The organism is Limnochorda pilosa, from assembly GCF_001544015.1.
GTDB lineage: Bacteria > Bacillota > Limnochordia > Limnochordales > Limnochordaceae > Limnochorda > Limnochorda pilosa.
This window is the reverse complement of record NZ_AP014924.1, coordinates 518,060-534,590: the sequence shown is the minus strand read 5'-3', so window position 1 is coordinate 534,590 and position 16,531 is coordinate 518,060. Positions and strand designations below refer to the sequence as shown.

Annotated in this window: 15 protein-coding genes; 10 read left to right on the top strand and 5 right to left on the bottom strand. The window is 67.6% G+C overall.

All coding sequences use genetic code 11. The annotated features are described in order from the left end of the window. Positions 1-78: 78 nt before the first annotated feature. From LIP_RS02395 to LIP_RS02385, 3 genes are all read right to left on the bottom strand, one after another. Positions 79-825 (bottom strand): GntR family transcriptional regulator, encoded by a 747-nt coding sequence (locus LIP_RS02395; RefSeq protein ID WP_068133860.1) that lies wholly within the window; start codon positions 823-825, stop codon positions 79-81. A 281-nt stretch (positions 826-1,106) separates the two neighbouring features. After that, complete coding sequence (locus LIP_RS02390) at positions 1,107-1,868, bottom strand: SDR family NAD(P)-dependent oxidoreductase (protein WP_158509533.1); 762 nt, start codon at positions 1,866-1,868, stop codon at positions 1,107-1,109. Between the two features lie 70 nt (positions 1,869-1,938). Then, entirely contained in the window at positions 1,939-3,327 is a 1,389-nt protein-coding gene (locus LIP_RS02385; RefSeq protein WP_158509532.1) for an MmgE/PrpD family protein, read from the bottom strand. 485 nt (positions 3,328-3,812) lie between these two features. On the opposite strand from LIP_RS02385, the gene LIP_RS02380 reads away from it, so the two are divergent. The 5 genes from LIP_RS02380 to LIP_RS02360 all read left to right on the top strand — a co-directional run bounded on the left by LIP_RS02380 (position 3,813) and on the right by LIP_RS02360 (position 9,061). Beyond that, positions 3,813-4,958, top strand: coding sequence for a mandelate racemase/muconate lactonizing enzyme family protein (locus tag LIP_RS02380; protein WP_082725757.1), 1,146 nt, complete (start codon positions 3,813-3,815; stop codon positions 4,956-4,958). An 89-nt stretch (positions 4,959-5,047) separates the two neighbouring features. Next, the gene (locus LIP_RS02375) at positions 5,048-5,746 is read left to right on the top strand and encodes a GntR family transcriptional regulator (protein ID WP_068133850.1); all 699 of its coding nucleotides are present in this window, start codon (positions 5,048-5,050) and stop codon (positions 5,744-5,746) included. Between the two features lie 187 nt (positions 5,747-5,933). Then, positions 5,934-6,908, top strand: a complete 975-nt coding sequence (locus tag LIP_RS02370; RefSeq protein WP_068133846.1) for a Bug family tripartite tricarboxylate transporter substrate binding protein — start codon at positions 5,934-5,936, stop codon at positions 6,906-6,908. A 118-nt stretch (positions 6,909-7,026) separates the two neighbouring features. Continuing rightward, positions 7,027-7,512, top strand: coding sequence for a tripartite tricarboxylate transporter TctB family protein (locus tag LIP_RS02365; protein ID WP_068133843.1), 486 nt, complete (start codon positions 7,027-7,029; stop codon positions 7,510-7,512). Positions 7,513-7,531: 19 nt separating this feature from the next. Continuing rightward, complete coding sequence (locus LIP_RS02360) at positions 7,532-9,061, top strand: tripartite tricarboxylate transporter permease (RefSeq protein ID WP_068133840.1); 1,530 nt, start codon at positions 7,532-7,534, stop codon at positions 9,059-9,061. A 230-nt stretch (positions 9,062-9,291) separates the two neighbouring features. Here the strand turns inward: LIP_RS02360 and LIP_RS02355 are convergent, their stop codons facing one another. Further along, positions 9,292-9,861, bottom strand: coding sequence for an FAD-dependent oxidoreductase (locus LIP_RS02355; protein WP_068133838.1), 570 nt, complete (start codon positions 9,859-9,861; stop codon positions 9,292-9,294). A 413-nt stretch (positions 9,862-10,274) separates the two neighbouring features. Beyond that, positions 10,275-10,664 (bottom strand): DUF6984 family protein, encoded by a 390-nt coding sequence (locus tag LIP_RS20300; RefSeq protein ID WP_068133836.1) that lies wholly within the window; start codon positions 10,662-10,664, stop codon positions 10,275-10,277. Positions 10,665-11,161: 497 nt separating this feature from the next. Here LIP_RS20300 and LIP_RS02345 point away from each other — a divergent pair, with 497 nt between their 5' ends. From LIP_RS02345 to LIP_RS17385, 5 genes are all read left to right on the top strand, one after another. Continuing rightward, on the top strand, positions 11,162-12,151 hold the full coding sequence (locus tag LIP_RS02345) for an ABC transporter ATP-binding protein (protein WP_198409659.1): 990 nt from the start codon (positions 11,162-11,164) through the stop codon (positions 12,149-12,151). Continuing rightward, positions 12,148-12,891 carry an ABC transporter permease gene (locus LIP_RS02340; protein ID WP_068133833.1) on the top strand — a complete coding sequence of 248 codons (744 nt, stop codon included), beginning with the start codon at positions 12,148-12,150 and terminating at the stop codon, positions 12,889-12,891. Before LIP_RS02345 ends, LIP_RS02340 begins: the two co-directional genes overlap by 4 nt. Positions 12,892-13,053: 162 nt before the next feature. Next, positions 13,054-14,490, top strand: a complete 1,437-nt coding sequence (locus LIP_RS02335) for a S41 family peptidase (RefSeq protein WP_068133830.1) — start codon at positions 13,054-13,056, stop codon at positions 14,488-14,490. A 139-nt stretch (positions 14,491-14,629) separates the two neighbouring features. Continuing rightward, entirely contained in the window at positions 14,630-15,859 is a 1,230-nt protein-coding gene (locus tag LIP_RS02330; protein ID WP_068133827.1) for a tetratricopeptide repeat protein, read from the top strand. 154 nt (positions 15,860-16,013) lie between these two features. Next, positions 16,014-16,454 (top strand): 6-phosphofructokinase, encoded by a 441-nt coding sequence (locus LIP_RS17385; RefSeq protein WP_082725752.1) that lies wholly within the window; start codon positions 16,014-16,016, stop codon positions 16,452-16,454. Positions 16,455-16,531 lie beyond the last annotated feature (77 nt).

The following is a 16,531-nucleotide window of genomic DNA, read 5'->3' as shown; positions in this document are numbered from 1 at the left end:
GCACCACGCGATCGCCCCCCCAGGGACGGCTGACGCGATCCGTTTCCGATCGGCCGGCTGTCATCGTGGACGCCTGGGTCACGACAGTTCGGCGCCCAGCTCGACTTCGAGCTTGTAGCGGTCGCCCCGGAGGGAAGAGGTCGCCCACTCCACGGGAGTGCCGTTCTCCAGGTGTGAGATCCGGGTCACTGCCAAGTACGGTGCGCCCGGTTCGATGTCGAGCAGCTTAACACGTTCGGGGTCCGTGGCCACCTTCACTTCGTATGTCTCGTAGGCATGGACGGGCCGGCGCCCATAGTTACGCTCCATCGCCGCATAGAGCGAGCCCGATCGGATCTCCGGCAGTTGCGCAAGTCCGGGGCAGAGCCGATCGGGCACATAGCTGGTTTGCAGGGCCACGGGATCGCCGTCCACCTTCCGAAGCCGCTTGATGCGGTTGACGGGCTCTCCCACCTCGAGCTTCAGCGCCTCTGCGACCTGCCTGTCGCACGGGTGGAGCCCCACATCCAGGGCGACGGTTTCCACGACCATGCCTTTCGCGGACATCTCCTCGATGAAGCTCTGCACCTGCTTCAGCCAGCGCGGGATGCGGGGCTTGGCCACGAAGGTGCCCTTCCCCTGGACCCGGTAGAGGTGCCCCTCCGTCGCGAGCCGTTGGATCGCCTGCTTTACCGTCACCCGGCTCACCTGGTAGCGTCGGCTCAGTTCGAGCTCCGTGGGGATCTGGTCGCCCGGCGCATAGGTTCCGTCGGTGATGCGTCGCAGGAGGATGTCGTAGAGCTGGTAATACAGCGGTACTGGCGCATCCCGCCGGATCTCTTCCATCACGCTTCCTCCCCGTCGCTCTTTCCCAGGCCCGCCACAGGCTTCGTTCCTGGCGCTTTGTACCTATCGACCCATTGATATATCATTGATCCTATGTAGTCTATTCCCTACCGATCGAGCCGATTCCTTCCGGTGGATCGACGCCGGGGGCAAGGTCTAGCCCGCCGGACCGAGGCTAGCGCTCCGTTCATGGATCGGGGGAGCTGGATCGAGAAGGTGAGGTAGTCGGTAGGGAGAGGCGGGCGATCCAGGATACGATCTCAGAGCTCGCTGGATCGCTTTTACAGGATCGACCGCACCAGCCCCCCGTCGACGCTGATCGCCTGGCCGGTGACGTAGCTCGCCTGTTCGGAGCAGAGGAAGGTGACCACCGCCGCCACCTCCTCAGGCCGGGCCAGTCTGCCGAGCGGGATCGTCGCGCGGAGGCGGTCGAAGTACTCCTCCACGGTGATCCCTGCCTCCGCCGACTCCTCTCGCGCCTTCTCCATCCGGAGCGGCGTCATCACCCGGCCTGGGCAGACCGCGTTGACCCGGATTCCCTCCGGCGCCAGCTCGGTGGCCAGCGTCTTCACGAAGGCCAGGAGCCCCGCCTTGTGGACGTTGGAGGCGAGTTGCCCCTCCGTCGGCTGCTTGCCTGACGCGGCTCCCAGGAAAACCATCTTACCGTGGCCCTGGCGGGCCATGGGCACCCTTGCCGCCCGGGCGAGGAGGGCGCTGGAAAGGACGTTCACCTCCCAGTTCGCTGCCCATTCCGGGGGCGTCAGCTCATCGAGGCGCCCCCGATGACTTCGGCCCACGGCGTTGACCAGGATGTCGACGCCGCCCCACTCGTGCTCCAGGTGGCCCATCGCGCGGGTGACCGCCTCGGGCTTCGTCGCGTCCGCCTCGATGAGCGGCAGCTCCGCTCCCGGCACCTCCCTGCGAAGCTGGTCGGCCGCGGCGCGGAGAGCCTCCCCGTTCCTGGCCAGGAGCGCCACCCGAGCCCCCTCTTCCAGCAAGGACCGGGCCACGGCGCGGCCGATGCCGTAGCTCCCGCCCGCCACCAACGCCCTGCTGCCGCGCAGCCCCAGGTCCAGCCGAACACCCCTCCACGTCCTGCGTGCCCCTTCCCCGTCAGGGCTCCTCCACGACGGGAATCGAGCGCGCCAGATCCCGCATGCTCGCGCCGGCCCCGAGGGACCAGACGGCGTCGATCAGAGCCTGGGTGCGCTCGCGCCCGACAGACGCTTCGACCAGCATCCGGAACTTCTCCTCGAGGGCCCGGTCGCTCATCGGCCGCTCCAGGCTGCCGGTCGCCAAGTCGACGGTGATCGTCTCCTGCCGGCCGTCCACCGTGCGCACCACCAGGCGGGCTGCCTCTTCACCCATGTCCGGGTCCACCACCAACTGGACCTTCCTCCTGAGCTCGGCCGCGTCGTGCGAGCGAACGCGTGCGTCGGTGAACGCCCCCGGCCCGGCGCGCCCGTCGATCAGCCCTACGGCGATGCAGTGGGAGACGCTGAACTTCCCCTCCAGCCCTGTCTGCGGCTCCGCTTTCCCCGTGAGTTCCTGCACGAGCGGGTGGACGAACGCTTCCACCCGTTCGACCTGAGCAGCCTCGATGCCCCGCCGCCGGGCCTCGATCGCCGCATCGATGGCCGCGTGGGTGACGACGCCACACGCATAGGGTTTGTACCGGTTCTTGACCATCTCGAAGTCGCGGCCCAGATCGTGGGTCAGCGCGTCCGGATTCGAGCCGGGGGTCATCACGGCCAGGAAGCCTCGCCGGCCCTCCAGCCCCTGGAGGGAGCTCGTAAACCCTTCCCGAGCGAGGCTCGCCGCGAGAAGCCCGTTCCAGGCCGCCTTGCCTGGGTGGAGCGGCTTGGCCATGCTGCCGAACATCTCCCGCAACCCGGCCGCCTGGGTCGCCGCCAGTCCCAGAGCGTGAACCGCCTGGGCCGTGGAGAGCCCGAGCAACTTGCTCGCGGCGGCGGCGGCGCCGAAGGTGCCCACCGTCCCCGTCACGTGCCATCCTGCCTCGTTGTGCCACGGAGTGACCGCCGCCGCGATCCGATCCGCCACCTCGGACCCCACCACGTAGGCGGTGATGAAGGCTTCGCCCGGCAGGTCGAGGTGCTCGGAGAGAGCCAGGCACGTAGGGAAGATCGGGGCGCTCGGATGGAGGATGCTTCGAGCGTGGGTGTCGTCGAAGTCGTAGAGGTGTGCCGCCAGGCCGTTCACGAGGGCTGCCGCCGCGCAGTCCAACCTTCGCCGGTGCCCGACGACGGTCGCCTGCGGCGCGGGATCGGCCTGCGCCAGCACCCGGGCCGCGATGCGGACCGCCTCCTCCCGGGCCGCCCCCAGGGTCACCCCCAGCCAGTTGAGGAAGCTCCGACGCACTTCGTGGACCACCGCGCCGGGGAGATCGTCGAAGCGCGTCCTTGCCACGAAGTCCGCCAGGATTTCGCTGAGTGAGGTCCTCCCACCGCCGCCGGGACCGGTGGCACGAGTCAGCAATGGCATCCCGCTCCTTCGACCCTCCTGACGTTGCCCCGCCGGCCCGTACGTCGCCCCTCGTCCACCAGCGGCACCTCCCCGTGGAGGTCTTCGCCGCACCGAGCTGCCATGGGGACCCTCGGACACGATCGGTCGCATCTCGTGCTGCAGGCACGACCGGTCGCATGACTGGCCGCGGGGTCGGGTCCAGACACGAATATGGTATTCCATACGCGACAACAGGACAATACTAACAGAGTCGGTCGATCTTTCTCCCCCTGGGTTCTACTCCTGTCCATAGAGCTTTTCCTCCGGTTTTCTCCTGCAGGCTCACCCGTCCAGCGCCACAGATAGGTTGAGGGCTGGGTCGATTTGGTATACCATTCGAAGCGTCAGGCCTTTCCCGTTTCTCACGTCCTTGCTCGACCACGGGGCGAGGGTTCCACGAAGCCCCGGGACCAAGGCGCGCCGGGCGGATCGTCCCGCGCCGCACCGACGGAGGTGCCCTTGCAGTGAAGATCACACGTGTGGCCGCCCACCTGCTCCGCAGCGTCGTGAAGCCCGCCCTCCTACCCGACCAGGCAGGCCTCCGTTCCCTGGAGATCAGCGCCGTGCTCGTGGAGGTGGAGACGGACGTGGGCGTCACGGGCGTCGGAGAGTCCTTCTACCGATCCCTGGAGGATAACCGCTTCCTAGCCGAAAGCGTGCGCGCCATGGGTCGTCACGTGGTGGGCAAGGATCCGCTCGACGTCAGCCAGCGGTGGCAGGAGCTCTACGTCCACGTGAAACGGTCCGGCGCCTACGGCGCCCTGAGTGCCCTCGACGAGGCGATGTGGGACATCAAGGGAAAGGTGGCCGGCAGGCCCATCTACCAGCTCCTGGGAGGCAAGACCACCCCGGTCCGCGCGTACGCCACCTACCCGCTCGGCCAGTCGATCGAAGAGGCGGTCGAGGGCGCGCACTGGCTGGCCGAGCACGGGTTCCAGCTGATGAAGATCCCCGTCGGGCGCGGCGTCGACCACGACAGGAAGGTCGTCCGGGAGCTGGTGCCCCGCCTGCCGAAGGGCTTCGGGCTCGCCATCGACGCCAACACCACGTACTCCTTCTCGGACGCCTTCGCCGTCGCGGAGACGGCGAGCGAGCACGGCGTGGCCTGGTTCGAGGAGCCGATCGAGCACATGGACCTCCAGGGCATGGCGGAGCTGAACCGGCGGCTCAGCGTCCCCATCGCCGGGTACCAGACCTTCAACACCCACTACCCCGCCGTCGAGCTGCTGAAGGCGAACGCCCTCGACGTCTACCAGCCCTCCCTCGACTACGTGGGCGGGGTGACCGCGGCCCAGCGGGTGGGCGTCCTGGTGGAGGCCTTCGGGAAGCGGCTGGTGCCGCACACCATGGGGCCCATCGTCAACTTCGCCGCGAGCCTGCACGTGGCGGCGGCCCAGCGGGCCTGCACCCTGATCGAGTTCCCCGTCCTCTCGCGTGACGTCGAGAACCCAGGCAGGGTGCACACCGGGACCTACGTCACCAACGTGGAGGAGATCAGCCTCCGGGAGGACGGCACCCTCCTTCCCCCTGAGCGACCCGGCATCGGTGTGGAGATCGACTGGGAGGCCGTCCGTTCCGTTCAGGAGGCAGAGCTGTCCGTGCAGGGCTAGACGGGCGGACGGACGGGCAGGCACAGGCGCGGGTGCGAGCGAACCATCCCGTTCGCTTGCTCCCCTGGCATCGGAGGGCGGTGAAATCCATGGCGGTGGACGATGCTCTCACCAACCGTATCTACGCGGAGCTGAAGCGGGAGATCCAGCGCGGTGTGCTGAAACCAGGAGACCGGCTGGTGGAGCGGAGCATCGCGGAGCAGAAGCACGTCAGTCGGACTCCCGTTCGGGAGGCGCTCCGGCGCCTCCACCACGACGGGCTGGCCGAGCACTACCCCCGCCGTGGCATCGTCGTTGCTGCACTCTCCATGGAAGAGATCGACGAGATCTACGCGCTGCGAGAGGCGCTGGAAGGGCTCGCCGCGCGAGAGGCGGCGAAGCGGGTCGGTCCGACCGCCCTCGAGGAGCTCCACGGATTCCTGCGTCGCATGGAGGTCACGGCTGCGACCGGTCAAGTCGAGGAGATCCGGAGGCTCAACAGCGAGTACCACGACCGGATCATCGGGCTGAGCGGGATGAGCCACCTCGCCCGGCTCGTGACCCAGCTGCGCGACCGGATCGAGTTCTACAGGCGGCAGTCCCTGAGCCTCGAGGGGCGGCCGGACCGCACCGTGGAAGAACACCGGCTCCTGCTCGACACGTTGAAGCAGGGCGACCCGGACCTGGCAGAGGCGGCCATGAGGCTTCACATCCGTCGCGCGCGCGACGCCGCGCACCGGGCCCTGGCCTCGGGGGCCTATGGGGCCCCGCAAGCGGCAGCAGGCGGGATGCGCAAATCCCGGTCGTAGGCCCGAGCGACGTCGGGTCCGGCTTGGACCCTCCAGCGGTCCGGAGCGGGGTGGGAGGACACCGCTGGACTTGGGGAAGGGGGGATGCAGGCGTCTCATTATCTCAATCATCGCTTACGCTCGTTCCGTCCGATTAGTTGCCGACAGGGGCTGGTTGAGACAGATTCGAAAAGGAGGTCGTCTTCGCATGGGTTTTCGTACATGGACGCGACACGTCACGATCGCCTTCCTCTCCCTGCTGATCGTCTCGATGCTCTCGGCCGCCGGGGTTTCAGCCGCGTACCCTGACCATGAGATCGAGCTGGTCGCCTGGGCCAGCCCCGGGGGCGGCAGCGACCTGATGGTCCGCACCTTCGCCGAAGCGGCCAAGGGGATCTTCCCTGTGCCCATCTACGTCACCAACCGCCCAGGCGGTGCAGGCGCGACGGGTATGGCGTACCTCGCTGGGCGCCCGGCGGACGGGTACGCCCTGCTGGGCGTGACGAACAACCTCGTCTTCACGCCCCTGACGCAGCCGGACGTACGGTACGACGCGAGCGACTTCACCCCCATCATCGCCTTCGGAATCGACGCGAAGGTGGTCGCCGTCGCTTCCTCCAGCCCGTTCCAGACCCTGGCGGACCTGGTGGAAGCGGCCCGTGCCAAGCCCCAGAGCGTCCGTATCGCGACCTTCGGCGTGGGGTCCGACGACCACATCACCGGCATCCTTCTCGAGCGGGCAGCCGGCGTCCGTTTCCAGTACGTCCCCTTCAGCGGCGGCGGCCAGCAGATGGCTTCGGTCCTGGGCGGCCACGTGGAGGCGACGGTCACCGAGATCAACGAGGTCCTTTCCCAGATCGAGGCGGGCAACATGCGGGTGCTGGCCTCGGCCACGGAGCGACGGCTCGGTGGGTTCCCGAATGTCCCCACGATGCGCGAGCTCGGGTATGACGTGGTCGTCCCCAAGTTCCGCGGCATCGTGGTGAAGAAGGGGACCCCCGCCGATGTCGTGGATTACCTGATCCAGGCTTCCACGCAGGTGGTGCGCACCCCGCGCTTCCAGGAGTACCTGAAGCAGAACGTGATTGAGCCCGCTGAGATCACCGGCGAGGACTTCGAGAAGCTGATCGCAGACCAGGTGGAGACCTTCGGGGCCATCCTGAAGGAGCTGGCAAGTCAGTAGGCAGGCTGGCCAATAGCTAGGCTGGCTGGTTGGCTGGCCGGTCCGTAGGCGGGACGGCCAGCAGGCAGACCGATGGGACCGAACGACCGGGGAACCAGCAGGTGCGGGGGGGTTCAGCATGCGCCTGGCGGAACGGATCAGCGGCACGGTCTTGATCGCCCTGGCCCTCTTCTGGGCCTGGAACGCGATGCACTTGAGGAAGCCTCTCTTTCTCGCTCCAGGAGCCATAGGCCCCTCCGCGTACCCCCTGCTGGTGAGCGGCGCCCTGTTCGCGCTGAGCGGCCTGCTGGTCTGGAAGAGCTTCGGGGAGCGGCGGCCGGCGGGGACCGACGACGCGGGGGCCGGCGGGAAGGCGCCCTTTTCACCAGGCGAGCTCAGAGAAGGGGTCCTGCCAGTGGCGGCTGCCTTCCTCGCCTATCTCCTGCTCCTCGGCGTGTTGGGTTACATCCTCTCCACGTTCCTCTTCATCGTCGCGGTGGGCGGCCTCCTGAGGACCCGCCCCGGCCTCTCGGCCACGGCCGGGATGCTCGTCACGGCGGTGCTCTATGGCCTCTTCCACCTGTGGCTGGGCGTCCCGCTCCCCCGCGGGCCGCTGGGATGGTAGTTCTGGCGAGGTGTCCTCGATGGAAATGGTGCAGAACCTGATCGGCGGCTTCGCGACGATTCTCTCGCCGGGCCATGTCGGCTGGCTCCTCGCAGGCCAGCTCATGGGATTGCTCGTGGGGATCCTGCCCGGGGTGAACGCCTCCATGGGGGTCGCGGTCCTCCTGCCGGTCATCTATGGCATGGGACCGCTGGACGCGCTCTCCTTCCTCATCGGGATCTACTTCTCCGCCATGATCGGAGGAGGCATCACGTCCATCCTCTTCGGCGTCCCAGGAACCTCCACGTCCGCGGTGCTTGCCCTCGACGGCCACGAGCTGGCGCGCCAGGGCCGCGGCGCCCGGGCCCTCGGCCTGATGGCGTTCGGCTCGTGGATGGGCGGAACCCTGGGGCTGGTCTTCCTTACGGCGCTCGGCCCGGCGATCGCCGCGGTCGCGCTGGCCTTCGGGCCTGCGGAGTACTTCGCCCTCATGTTCTTCGGGCTCACCCTGATCAGCGCCCTCGCCGCCGATTCCCCCATCAAGGGCCTCATCGCCGGCTTGCTCGGCCTCCTGGCGGGCACGGTCGGGATCGATCCGGTCTCCGGGGTCTCCCGCTACACCTTCGGGAGCGCCGCCCTGCTGGACGGCATCGAGTTCATCCCGGTCTTGGTCGGGCTCTTCGCCGTCTCCCAGGTCCTCGTCAACGTGGAGAAGCGCCGGCCGTTGGCTCGGGTCGAGGGGCGGCTGTCCGGGTCGCTGCCCAGCCGTGAGGACCTGCGCGAGACGCGGACCCCGCTCGTGCGCGGCGCGCTCATCGGGTCGCTGGTGGGGGCCCTTCCCGGTGCCGGCGCCACCGTGGCCTCGTTCCTGTCGTACGCGGTGGAGAAGACGCTCTCCCGAAAGCCACAGCTCTTCGGCAAGGGGGCGCTGCCCGGAGTTGCCGGGCCGTCCGCCGCGGACAACGGGGCGGCCAGCACCGCGCTCATCCCGCTCCTCACCCTGGGCATCCCGGGCTCCGAAACCACCGCCGTGCTCGTGGGGGCGCTGATGATCCTGGGGATCCGTCCGGGACCGTTGCTCTTCACCCAGCAGACGGAGCTGGTCTGGGCGCTCTTCGCCAGCCTCTACCTCGCTCTGATCGCCGGCGCCTCCCTGGCCATCGTCGGCGCCCCATGGCTCACCCAGGTGCTGCGCGTCCCGGCTCCGATCCTGAGCGCCTTCATCCTCTCCATGGCCTTCATCGGCTCCTACTCGGTGAACAACAGCATGACGGACGTCTGGGTGATGGCCGGGGCCGGCCTGATCGGGTATGCCATGCGGAAGCTCGACTTCCCCGTGGCGCCCGTAGTCCTGGCCCTGGTGCTGGGGCCGATGGTCGAGGAGAACTTCCGCCAGGCGCTCCTGACCTCGGCCGGCGATCCGCTCGTCTTCCTCTACCGCCCGATCTCCGCGGCGCTCCTCCTCCTGGCGGCGGTGGGGGTCTTCGTCTCCCTCCGGATGCAGGCCCGGCTCCGCATGCAGCTTCGGGCTGGGGTGGAGCGGGAGGCGGGGTCGGGGGTGAGGGGGTAGACCCGCGTAGGGTCTTCCTTTAGACTCCCGGGCGGCGGCTATGAAACACCGCTTGGCCCGTCATCTGCCCCCGAACCGGGCTGCCATTGTACAGTGCAAACACACAACCGGGGATTCGCCCTCAAGAACTCGCGCCACCGCGCGTTCCAACTGTTGTGCCAGGTGCGGACGCCCAAAGGCCTACGAGGATGCAGGTCCTCTGGCAGCTCGACGATGAACTTCCCTATCGTCTACTTGAGGGCGTCGTGCTGGACGTGTCTCTTTCCTTGCGTCTCGCTGATGAGTCCCACGGCTACCTGTGCACCGTGCCCGGCCGTGATGATCGTATGGGCGCTGGCGCCGGCAAGGATACCCGCCGCCCAGATGCCAGGCTCGCTCGTGCGGCCGTCCAGGTCCACCTTGACCACGCGCGGGTACCGGGTCTCCCGGCCGTCGGTAAACTCAAGGTTGAGCGCCTCTGCCAAAGACATCGCGGCGCCCGTCGCGAGCAGGACCTGCTTGGCCTCGAAGCGCCGGCCGTCCTCGATCTTGAGGGCAAAGCCTCCGTCTTCACGGGTGATCTCGACCACCTGGCCAATCTCCCACTCCGCGCCCAGCCTTTGGGCCTGCCTTTGACCTGCGTCCACGAGGTCGGGGCCCGAGACACCGCCGGCAAGGCCGTAGTGGTTTTCGATCCAGGCCCGGCGCGTCTGCCCCTTGTCGTTGTCGAGCACCAGGGTCTTGAGCTCTGCCTTGGCCAGGAAGATGGCGGCGCTGCCTCCAGCCGCGCCGCCTCCCACGACCGCTACGTCGAATTGCACGTACGCTCACCTCGTCTTCCGGTTTCGACCCTCGTCAACGAACGTTGCCCCCCGGGAGCTCCACGTCCGACAAGCACGAGATCTGGGTTGGCCTCGCAGGAACCCAGCCAAGTCAGGCGATGAGGCCCAAGCCCCTCGCATAGAATAGCACCGTCTCGCCCGCTCGCCCACCGGTGTCGCAAACGCCAGGGAGCGAGTCGCCTCGGGCGAGCCTAGTGTGTGGGGGGCAGCGGCCCGATCGCGCCCGCTTCGGGCGACGGTCGAGGCACCGGGGGCATAGAACGCTCCCTCCCGGCAGGATCAAGCCACTAGGGATCTGACCGTTTCCTCATATCCCATGCGGGAAGACAACGACAAGTTCGTGTCCCTGCATCACCTTCCAAGTCCCTCCCGAAGTAGAAGCCGCATGTGGGTTACACATCCTCGTCCAAGGACATCACGCACAACCGTTCGGGTGCGGGCAGTCTACCGATGGCCTTCGAATCATCGCGGTAGATCTCCAATTCGGCGATCCACCCGTCGACGACATGTAAGAGGCAATGCATTGTCCGATGGTCCTGGTCTTCCGCTTCAGCCTCGACAGGAATGCGGCGCTTCACCTCCGCTTTGCGGACGCTGTCCGGTACCCTCAGCTCAATGCTGCGGCACCCGCAGGTACACTCTCCAGAGACACGCGCCCGTGCAGCTTGTTCTAGGAGAGTCGGGCGCCCTGGGAACTCTACTGCGGTGAGGAGGCGCTGCAGTATCTGTTCTTCCTCGTGGGTGAGTTCGCGGGGCAGCTTGTGGTAAGAGCTGTGTCCCATAATCAGTCCCCCCCCTACCCTCCTTGCAGATAGCCTATTGCAGTGCCTCCAGCCATGGATGGCTTGCCCTCGTAGGGGTCATGGGTGACCTCGCTGCGCTGATGGTTCCGGTTCTGCCAGTGACTCTCCTCCCGGTAGACCCGCCTCCCGAAGACGTCGTAGGCGTAGCCCACTCAGGTTCTGTCGGGGAAGTCCACCCGTGTCAGCTGAGTCCTCGAGTCGTAGGTGTAGCGAACCGTTGCCTCCTCATCTGTCCGCTTCACCACGTTTCCGTTGGCGTCAGGGGTGCGCGGGGCAGCGGCCCGGCCGGGCAGCTTCGGTCGACGGTCGAGGCCCGGCACCATCTGCGTCCGATCCGCCGACCGCCCTAGGAGGAGATGGCCTCCGGCGAGACGAACGTGACGCTCACACACTGAGACCGGTCACGGAGCAAGCGTTGATCCACGCCGCCGTCGTCGTCGTCGCAGGACCGGCCGCGTTCCATGGAGGAGAGTGCGGTGTCAGGCGTCGTCATCGAGGTGGAAGACCTGCGCAAGGCGTACGGCCCCGTGCAGGCCGTGGACCGGATCTCCTTCTCCGTGGCCGAAGGGGAGATCTTCGGGTTCGTCGGACCGAACGGTGCCGGGAAGACGACGACGATCGAGTGCGTCGAGGGCTTGCGGCGACCCGACCAGGGAACCATCCGCGTCCTGGGCATCGACCCCCACCGGGACCCTTACCGGCTCCGGCCGCTGGTGGGGATGCAGCTCCAGCAGTCCGAGGTGCCCGATCTGCTGCGCGTGCACGAGGTGATCGGAGTCTTCTCCGCCCTGTACCCCCGCAGCGTGAACGGCGATGCGCTCCTGGCCCGGGTCGGGCTGGAGCACAGGCGGCGGGCTCGGGTCGGGCGGCTCTCCGGCGGGGAGAAGCAGCGACTCTTCATCGCGCTGGCGCTGGTGAGCGACCCGAAGGTGGTCTTCCTCGACGAGCTGACGACCGGCCTCGACCCGCACGCCCGCCGGCAGATGTGGAACGAGGTTCGAAGGCTGCGGGAAGACGGCCGCACCATCGTGCTCAGCACGCACTTCATGGAAGAGGCGGAGCGCCTCTGCGATCGGGTGGCCATCGTCGACCGCGGCCGGATCGTGGCGCTTGATTCGCCGCAGGATCTGATTCATCGGTTCGGCGGCGGGCGCAGGTTGGTCGTCGAAGTCGCCCCGGAGGCCGACGTGTCGGGGGCGGTCCATGCGCTCCAGGCCCTTCCCGAGGTCGCCGGCGTCGAGCACCGGGGTCACGAGCTGGTGGTTACGGGGAGAGAGAGGACCCTCGCCCTTCGGGCCGTCGCCCTGCTGGCCGAGCAGCACGTCCCCGTGGTCGACGTCCGCACCGAACAGCCCACGTTGGACGACATCTTCGTGGCCCTGACCGGACGCCCGATGGAGACCGAGGTAAGCGACGCGAGAGGCGTTTCGGAGCACGGGGAGAGATCAAGGGGGGTCGCCGGATGAGCGCTTTCCGCGCCCTGCTCGCCATGCACCTGCGGCTCTATCTCCGGGAGCCCATGGGTGCCTTCTTCACGCTGGTCTTTCCGCCGGCGATCCTGGTCCTCTTCGGTGTCATCTACGGAAACGATCCGTCCCCCCTCTTTGGCGGCCGCGGAACCATCGACGTCATGGTCCCCGCCTACCTGGCCATGGTCGTCGGCACGGTGGGCTTCTTCTCCGTACCGGTGGGCACGGGGTCGATGCGGGAGAAGGGCATCTTGCGCCGGTTCTGGGCGACGCCGCTCCGTCCCGGGACCTACCTGGCCGCCGACGTGACGTCGGACTTCCTCATGACCCTCGCCGGGGTCGTGCTGCTGATCATCGTCGGAAGGCTCGTCTTCGACATGCGCTTCGACGGCGTCTGGTGGAGCGCCGCCGCAGGGTTCCTCCTCAGCGCCGGCGCCTTCCTGGCCCTCGGCTACCTGCTCGCGAGCCTGGCCTCTTCGTCCCGTACGGCGATGATCGCGGGCATGACCCTCTTCTACCCCATGCTCTTCCTATCGGGCGCCACCATTCCCTTGGAAGTGATGCCCGCCCGGGTGCAGGCCTGGGCCGCCTACCTTCCCCTGCACTACGTCGTGCGGCTCATGCGGGCTCTCTGGGCCGGCGGCCGTTGGTCGGACCAGGTCCTGAGCGTCGCCGTGCTGGCCGGGATCCTGGTGGTCTCGACGGCGGTCTCCGCACGGTTCTTCCGCTGGGAGTGAGCGGGATGGGTGCCCGGGCACCGGTCCAGCACCTTTTCGCGCGATCGCCCGGAAGCAGGCCGCCGTGACGTTGATCCCCTGACCCGTGAGGTAGGTCGCCTCTTCGGAGCAAAGGCGGACAATCGACCTCACGGACGATTCGAGAATCAAGGAGGATCCAGCATGGCACACCCGCTCACGCGCCGTCGCGCGTTCCTGAAGCTCCTGGGCGCCGCCCTACTGTTGCGGCTGCTGGCGGGCGCACCTGCAGCACGCGCCGCCGAGCCCTGGTTTTCTTCAGAGCAGATGCAGGTAGACCTGCGCTTCCTCATCCGTACCCTGCAAGAGGTGCACCCGGCCCTGGCCAAGCTTGAGCAGCGAGCGGCCTTCGAAGCGAAGGCGCAAGAGGCCCTGCAGGGGCTGCCGCCCTTCATGTCGCGGGGCGACTTCGCCTTCGTGGCGGCCCGCGTACTGCAGGCCCTGCCAGATCCCGACGCGCACACGATGATGGGGTACTCCTCCGACGGGCTCGTACTATCGGTCCGGTTTCGCTGGACTAGCGACGGGCTCGTGGTGGTCCAGGCCGAGCCCGACGCGCCCCTTCGAACCGGTGACGCCGTCGTGCGCATGGGAGGCTTTACGCCCCCGCGGCTGCTGGAGCAGCTCCGCCCCTTCATCCCGGCTGAGAACGACGGCTGGATTCGCGCCCGAGGCGAGAGCCTGATCCACCGTGTGTTCGTGCTCAGGAACTTAGGCGCTGTCGCCGAAGACGGATCCGTGGAGGTGGTCGTCCGAAGGCCTGCCGCCACGGCTGCCGACGAACCGTCCGAGCCGGGTGCCACGCCGGCACCGGAGGTGGAAGAGGAGATCTCCATTCGTCTCGTCGGTTCGGCTGCGCTGGCTGCCCTCACCCCTGAGGAGCCCCAGCGCCCGTGGTTCGGCTGGCGCATCGAACCGGAGCACTCGCTGGGCCTCTTCTGGCTCGACCGGTGCGAAGACACGCCCGGGTATCGGAGTGCTGTGGACGCCTTCTTCGAGGCCGTGCACAGCTCCGGGGTCCAGAAGGTGGCCATCGACGTCCGCCGGAACGGGGGCGGCAACTCCGCCGTCATGGACGCCTTCCTGAAGTACGTCCCAGCCGACGCCGTCCGAACCTACGGCGGCGAGATCCGCTTCTCGGCCCAGGCCGACGAGCAGCGAGGGTACACCCTCGTCACGCGCCTCGCCCACTGGTTCTCCCGTCTCGGGTCCCAGACCGTCCGCACGCCCCGGCCGCCGCGGCCCGAGCTGACGTTCGCCGGTGACTTGTACGTCCTCACCTCGGAGCACACCTTCAGCTCCGCCGTCTGGATCGCCACCGTCCTCAGCGACAACGGCCTGGCCACGGTGGTGGGCGAACCCACCGGCGGCGCCCCCTCGGGTTACGGTGACATCCTCAGCTTCACCCTCCCCGAGTCGGGACTACGCTTTACCGTCTCCCACAAGCGCTGGATCCGCCCGAACCCGGAACGGGACCCGGCCAATAGCCTGGTTCCAGACCATCTCGTTCCCACCACTGTGGAGGACATCCGCCTGCAGCGGGATCCCCAGCTGGAGTGGGTACGGGCGGCGGGCATCTGACCGGGGAGCCTTCGGGCCGTCCGGACCATCGCCTGGCGCGCCTCGCGATGGCCGGGGCCGGCATTCAGCCACACCCCCGCGCGGCCGATCGCAAAGGGGGACGCTCGAACCATCCAGGAGAGACGGGAGAGACGGCACCGTGCAGGCAAAGGTCAGGGTCATCACGAGAGCCCTCGTCGGTACGACCCTTGCGTTCCTGCTGACGTCCGCCCCGATCGCCCAGGCCTACGAATCGCTCGACCAGGTGCTGCTACGGGACCCGGTTTCGGAGGAGACGTTCGAGGCACTGCGGGAACGGGTGGCGGAGCTGGACCGGACCTTCAACGTCTTCGCCCGCCGCGAGTCCCAGGTCTACTTCGACTTCGCCTATGCCCAGCTGTACCGGGGGGATCTGGCCGGGGCCAAGAGCACCTTCGAGAGGGGACTCCGCCTGCACCCTTCGAACTTCGACGGTCAGATCCGCCTGGCCGAGCTGGAGGTTCGCTCGGGCCGGCCGCAACCGGCCCTGGAGAGGCTGCAGTTCGTGGCATCCAGGTCCACCGACGAGGACCAGCGGGCGTATGCCCGGCAGCTCATCGAGACCCACGACCTGGAGGCTCAGCGGACGACGCTCGTCCTGCCCGACCGTTTCGACCACAGGCTCCTGATGGTTCCCATCGACCTTGTTCCCGAAGCCCTCCTGGAAGCCGTCCGTTCACGGATCGAGCAGGAGTTCCGAATCCGTGTGGAGATCGTGGACGGGATCCCCCTCCCGGAAACCCTCCCGAGCCGAGACTTCCTCGACCGCCTCCTCACCGAGGTGGTGGCCCATATCGAGGAGAGCAACTCCCCTGACGAGCTGGCATGGTTCTACACTTTTCTCGGCCTTCCGGCTTCGGGTCCTCGGACTCGCGAGGAGCGAGAACGGGTCGTGCTCGCCCTTCTGAACGCCCAGGAAGACGGCGCGGCGATCTGGCGGGACTGGCGGTGGCGATACACGGTCGCAGTGGACGGCAAGGCCCTCCTGGACCACCTCCGGAGCGAACTGCAGGCAGAACTGGAGGAGCCCAAGACCCTCGGCGTCCTGGCCATCACCGCCCACGACGTCTATAACGGCGAGTCGGGCCCGCTCTTCGCGCTGACCCCGAAGGGGGCCGGGGTGATACCGTACGTACGGTTCTTCAGACCACAGGACTCCTACGAGACCGGCCTCCACCGCACCATCGTCCAATCCCTCTCCTCGGTGGTGATGATCCTGGGCGTGGAGCGGGCCACGGTGCAGCACTGCGCCAGTGCGTACGCCAACTCCTACGAGGAGTTCGATCAGAAGCAGGACAGGCTGTGCGCCGAGACATTGGAGCGCCTCATCGAGAAGTACGCTTCGTTCTGAGCGGGGGACTCCTGGGGCAGCAGCTAGGAGCCAAGGAGACTCGCCTTCGCGTCACGAAGACCCTAGCCGGGAGAAAGGAGCGAGGCGCAAGCAAGAAAGACGTGGGGAGATGGCCCGTGGTCAAGAATGTTGCTCTCGTAGCCGGTGGAGGTGACTGCGCCGGGATCAACGCTTTCATCGCCGCCGCCGTGCGGAGAGGGATGGAAGGCTGCGGGGCGGAGTTCGTGGCATCCGGAAGGCCTTCGAGGGGGCCCTTGCCCATGATGTCGACGAACACCCGATCCCTTTGGGGTGGGCGGAGATCGTCGGGCTTCGGAGCAGGCCCAGTGCCATCCTCGCTTCTTCGCGCTTCAACCCGTTTTCCGAGGAAGGCCGGAGCCGGAACCACCCGCAGGCGTTGCTGGAGAGCCTGAGAAGGATCGGCGTGGACGCCCTCCTGGTCACAGGGGGCAACGACACGACCAAGTGCGCCATGGGCCTGGCGGACATGGGTTTCCCGGTCGTAGCCGCTCCCAAGAGCATTGACGATGATGTCTCCGGTACGGATACCATGCTCGGGTTCAAGACGAGATCTACCGGCGTCAGGGCTACGTGAATGTCGACGTGGCAGAAGGGATCAAGACCAGCCCCGATGATCCGTTGCTCCAGGAGGCAAAGGCGGAGATCCCCGTG

Bases quoted from the DNA above. Each gene is read 5' to 3' on its own strand.
- LIP_RS02395 (WP_068133860.1), bottom strand. From the start codon at position 825: ATGGAAGAGATCCGGCGGGATGCGCCAGTACCGCTGTATTACCAGCTC.
- LIP_RS02385 (WP_158509532.1), bottom strand. From the start codon at position 3,327: ATGCCATTGCTGACTCGTGCCACCGGTCCCGGCGGCGGTGGGAGGACC.
- LIP_RS02375 (WP_068133850.1), top strand. From the start codon at position 5,048: ATGGCGGTGGACGATGCTCTCACCAACCGTATCTACGCGGAGCTGAAG.
- LIP_RS02370 (WP_068133846.1), top strand. From the start codon at position 5,934: ATGGGTTTTCGTACATGGACGCGACACGTCACGATCGCCTTCCTCTCC.
- LIP_RS02365 (WP_068133843.1), top strand. From the start codon at position 7,027: ATGCGCCTGGCGGAACGGATCAGCGGCACGGTCTTGATCGCCCTGGCC.
- LIP_RS02360 (WP_068133840.1), top strand. From the start codon at position 7,532: ATGGAAATGGTGCAGAACCTGATCGGCGGCTTCGCGACGATTCTCTCG.
- LIP_RS20300 (WP_068133836.1), bottom strand. From the start codon at position 10,664: ATGGGACACAGCTCTTACCACAAGCTGCCCCGCGAACTCACCCACGAG.
- LIP_RS02340 (WP_068133833.1), top strand. From the start codon at position 12,148: ATGAGCGCTTTCCGCGCCCTGCTCGCCATGCACCTGCGGCTCTATCTC.
- LIP_RS02335 (WP_068133830.1), top strand. From the start codon at position 13,054: ATGGCACACCCGCTCACGCGCCGTCGCGCGTTCCTGAAGCTCCTGGGC.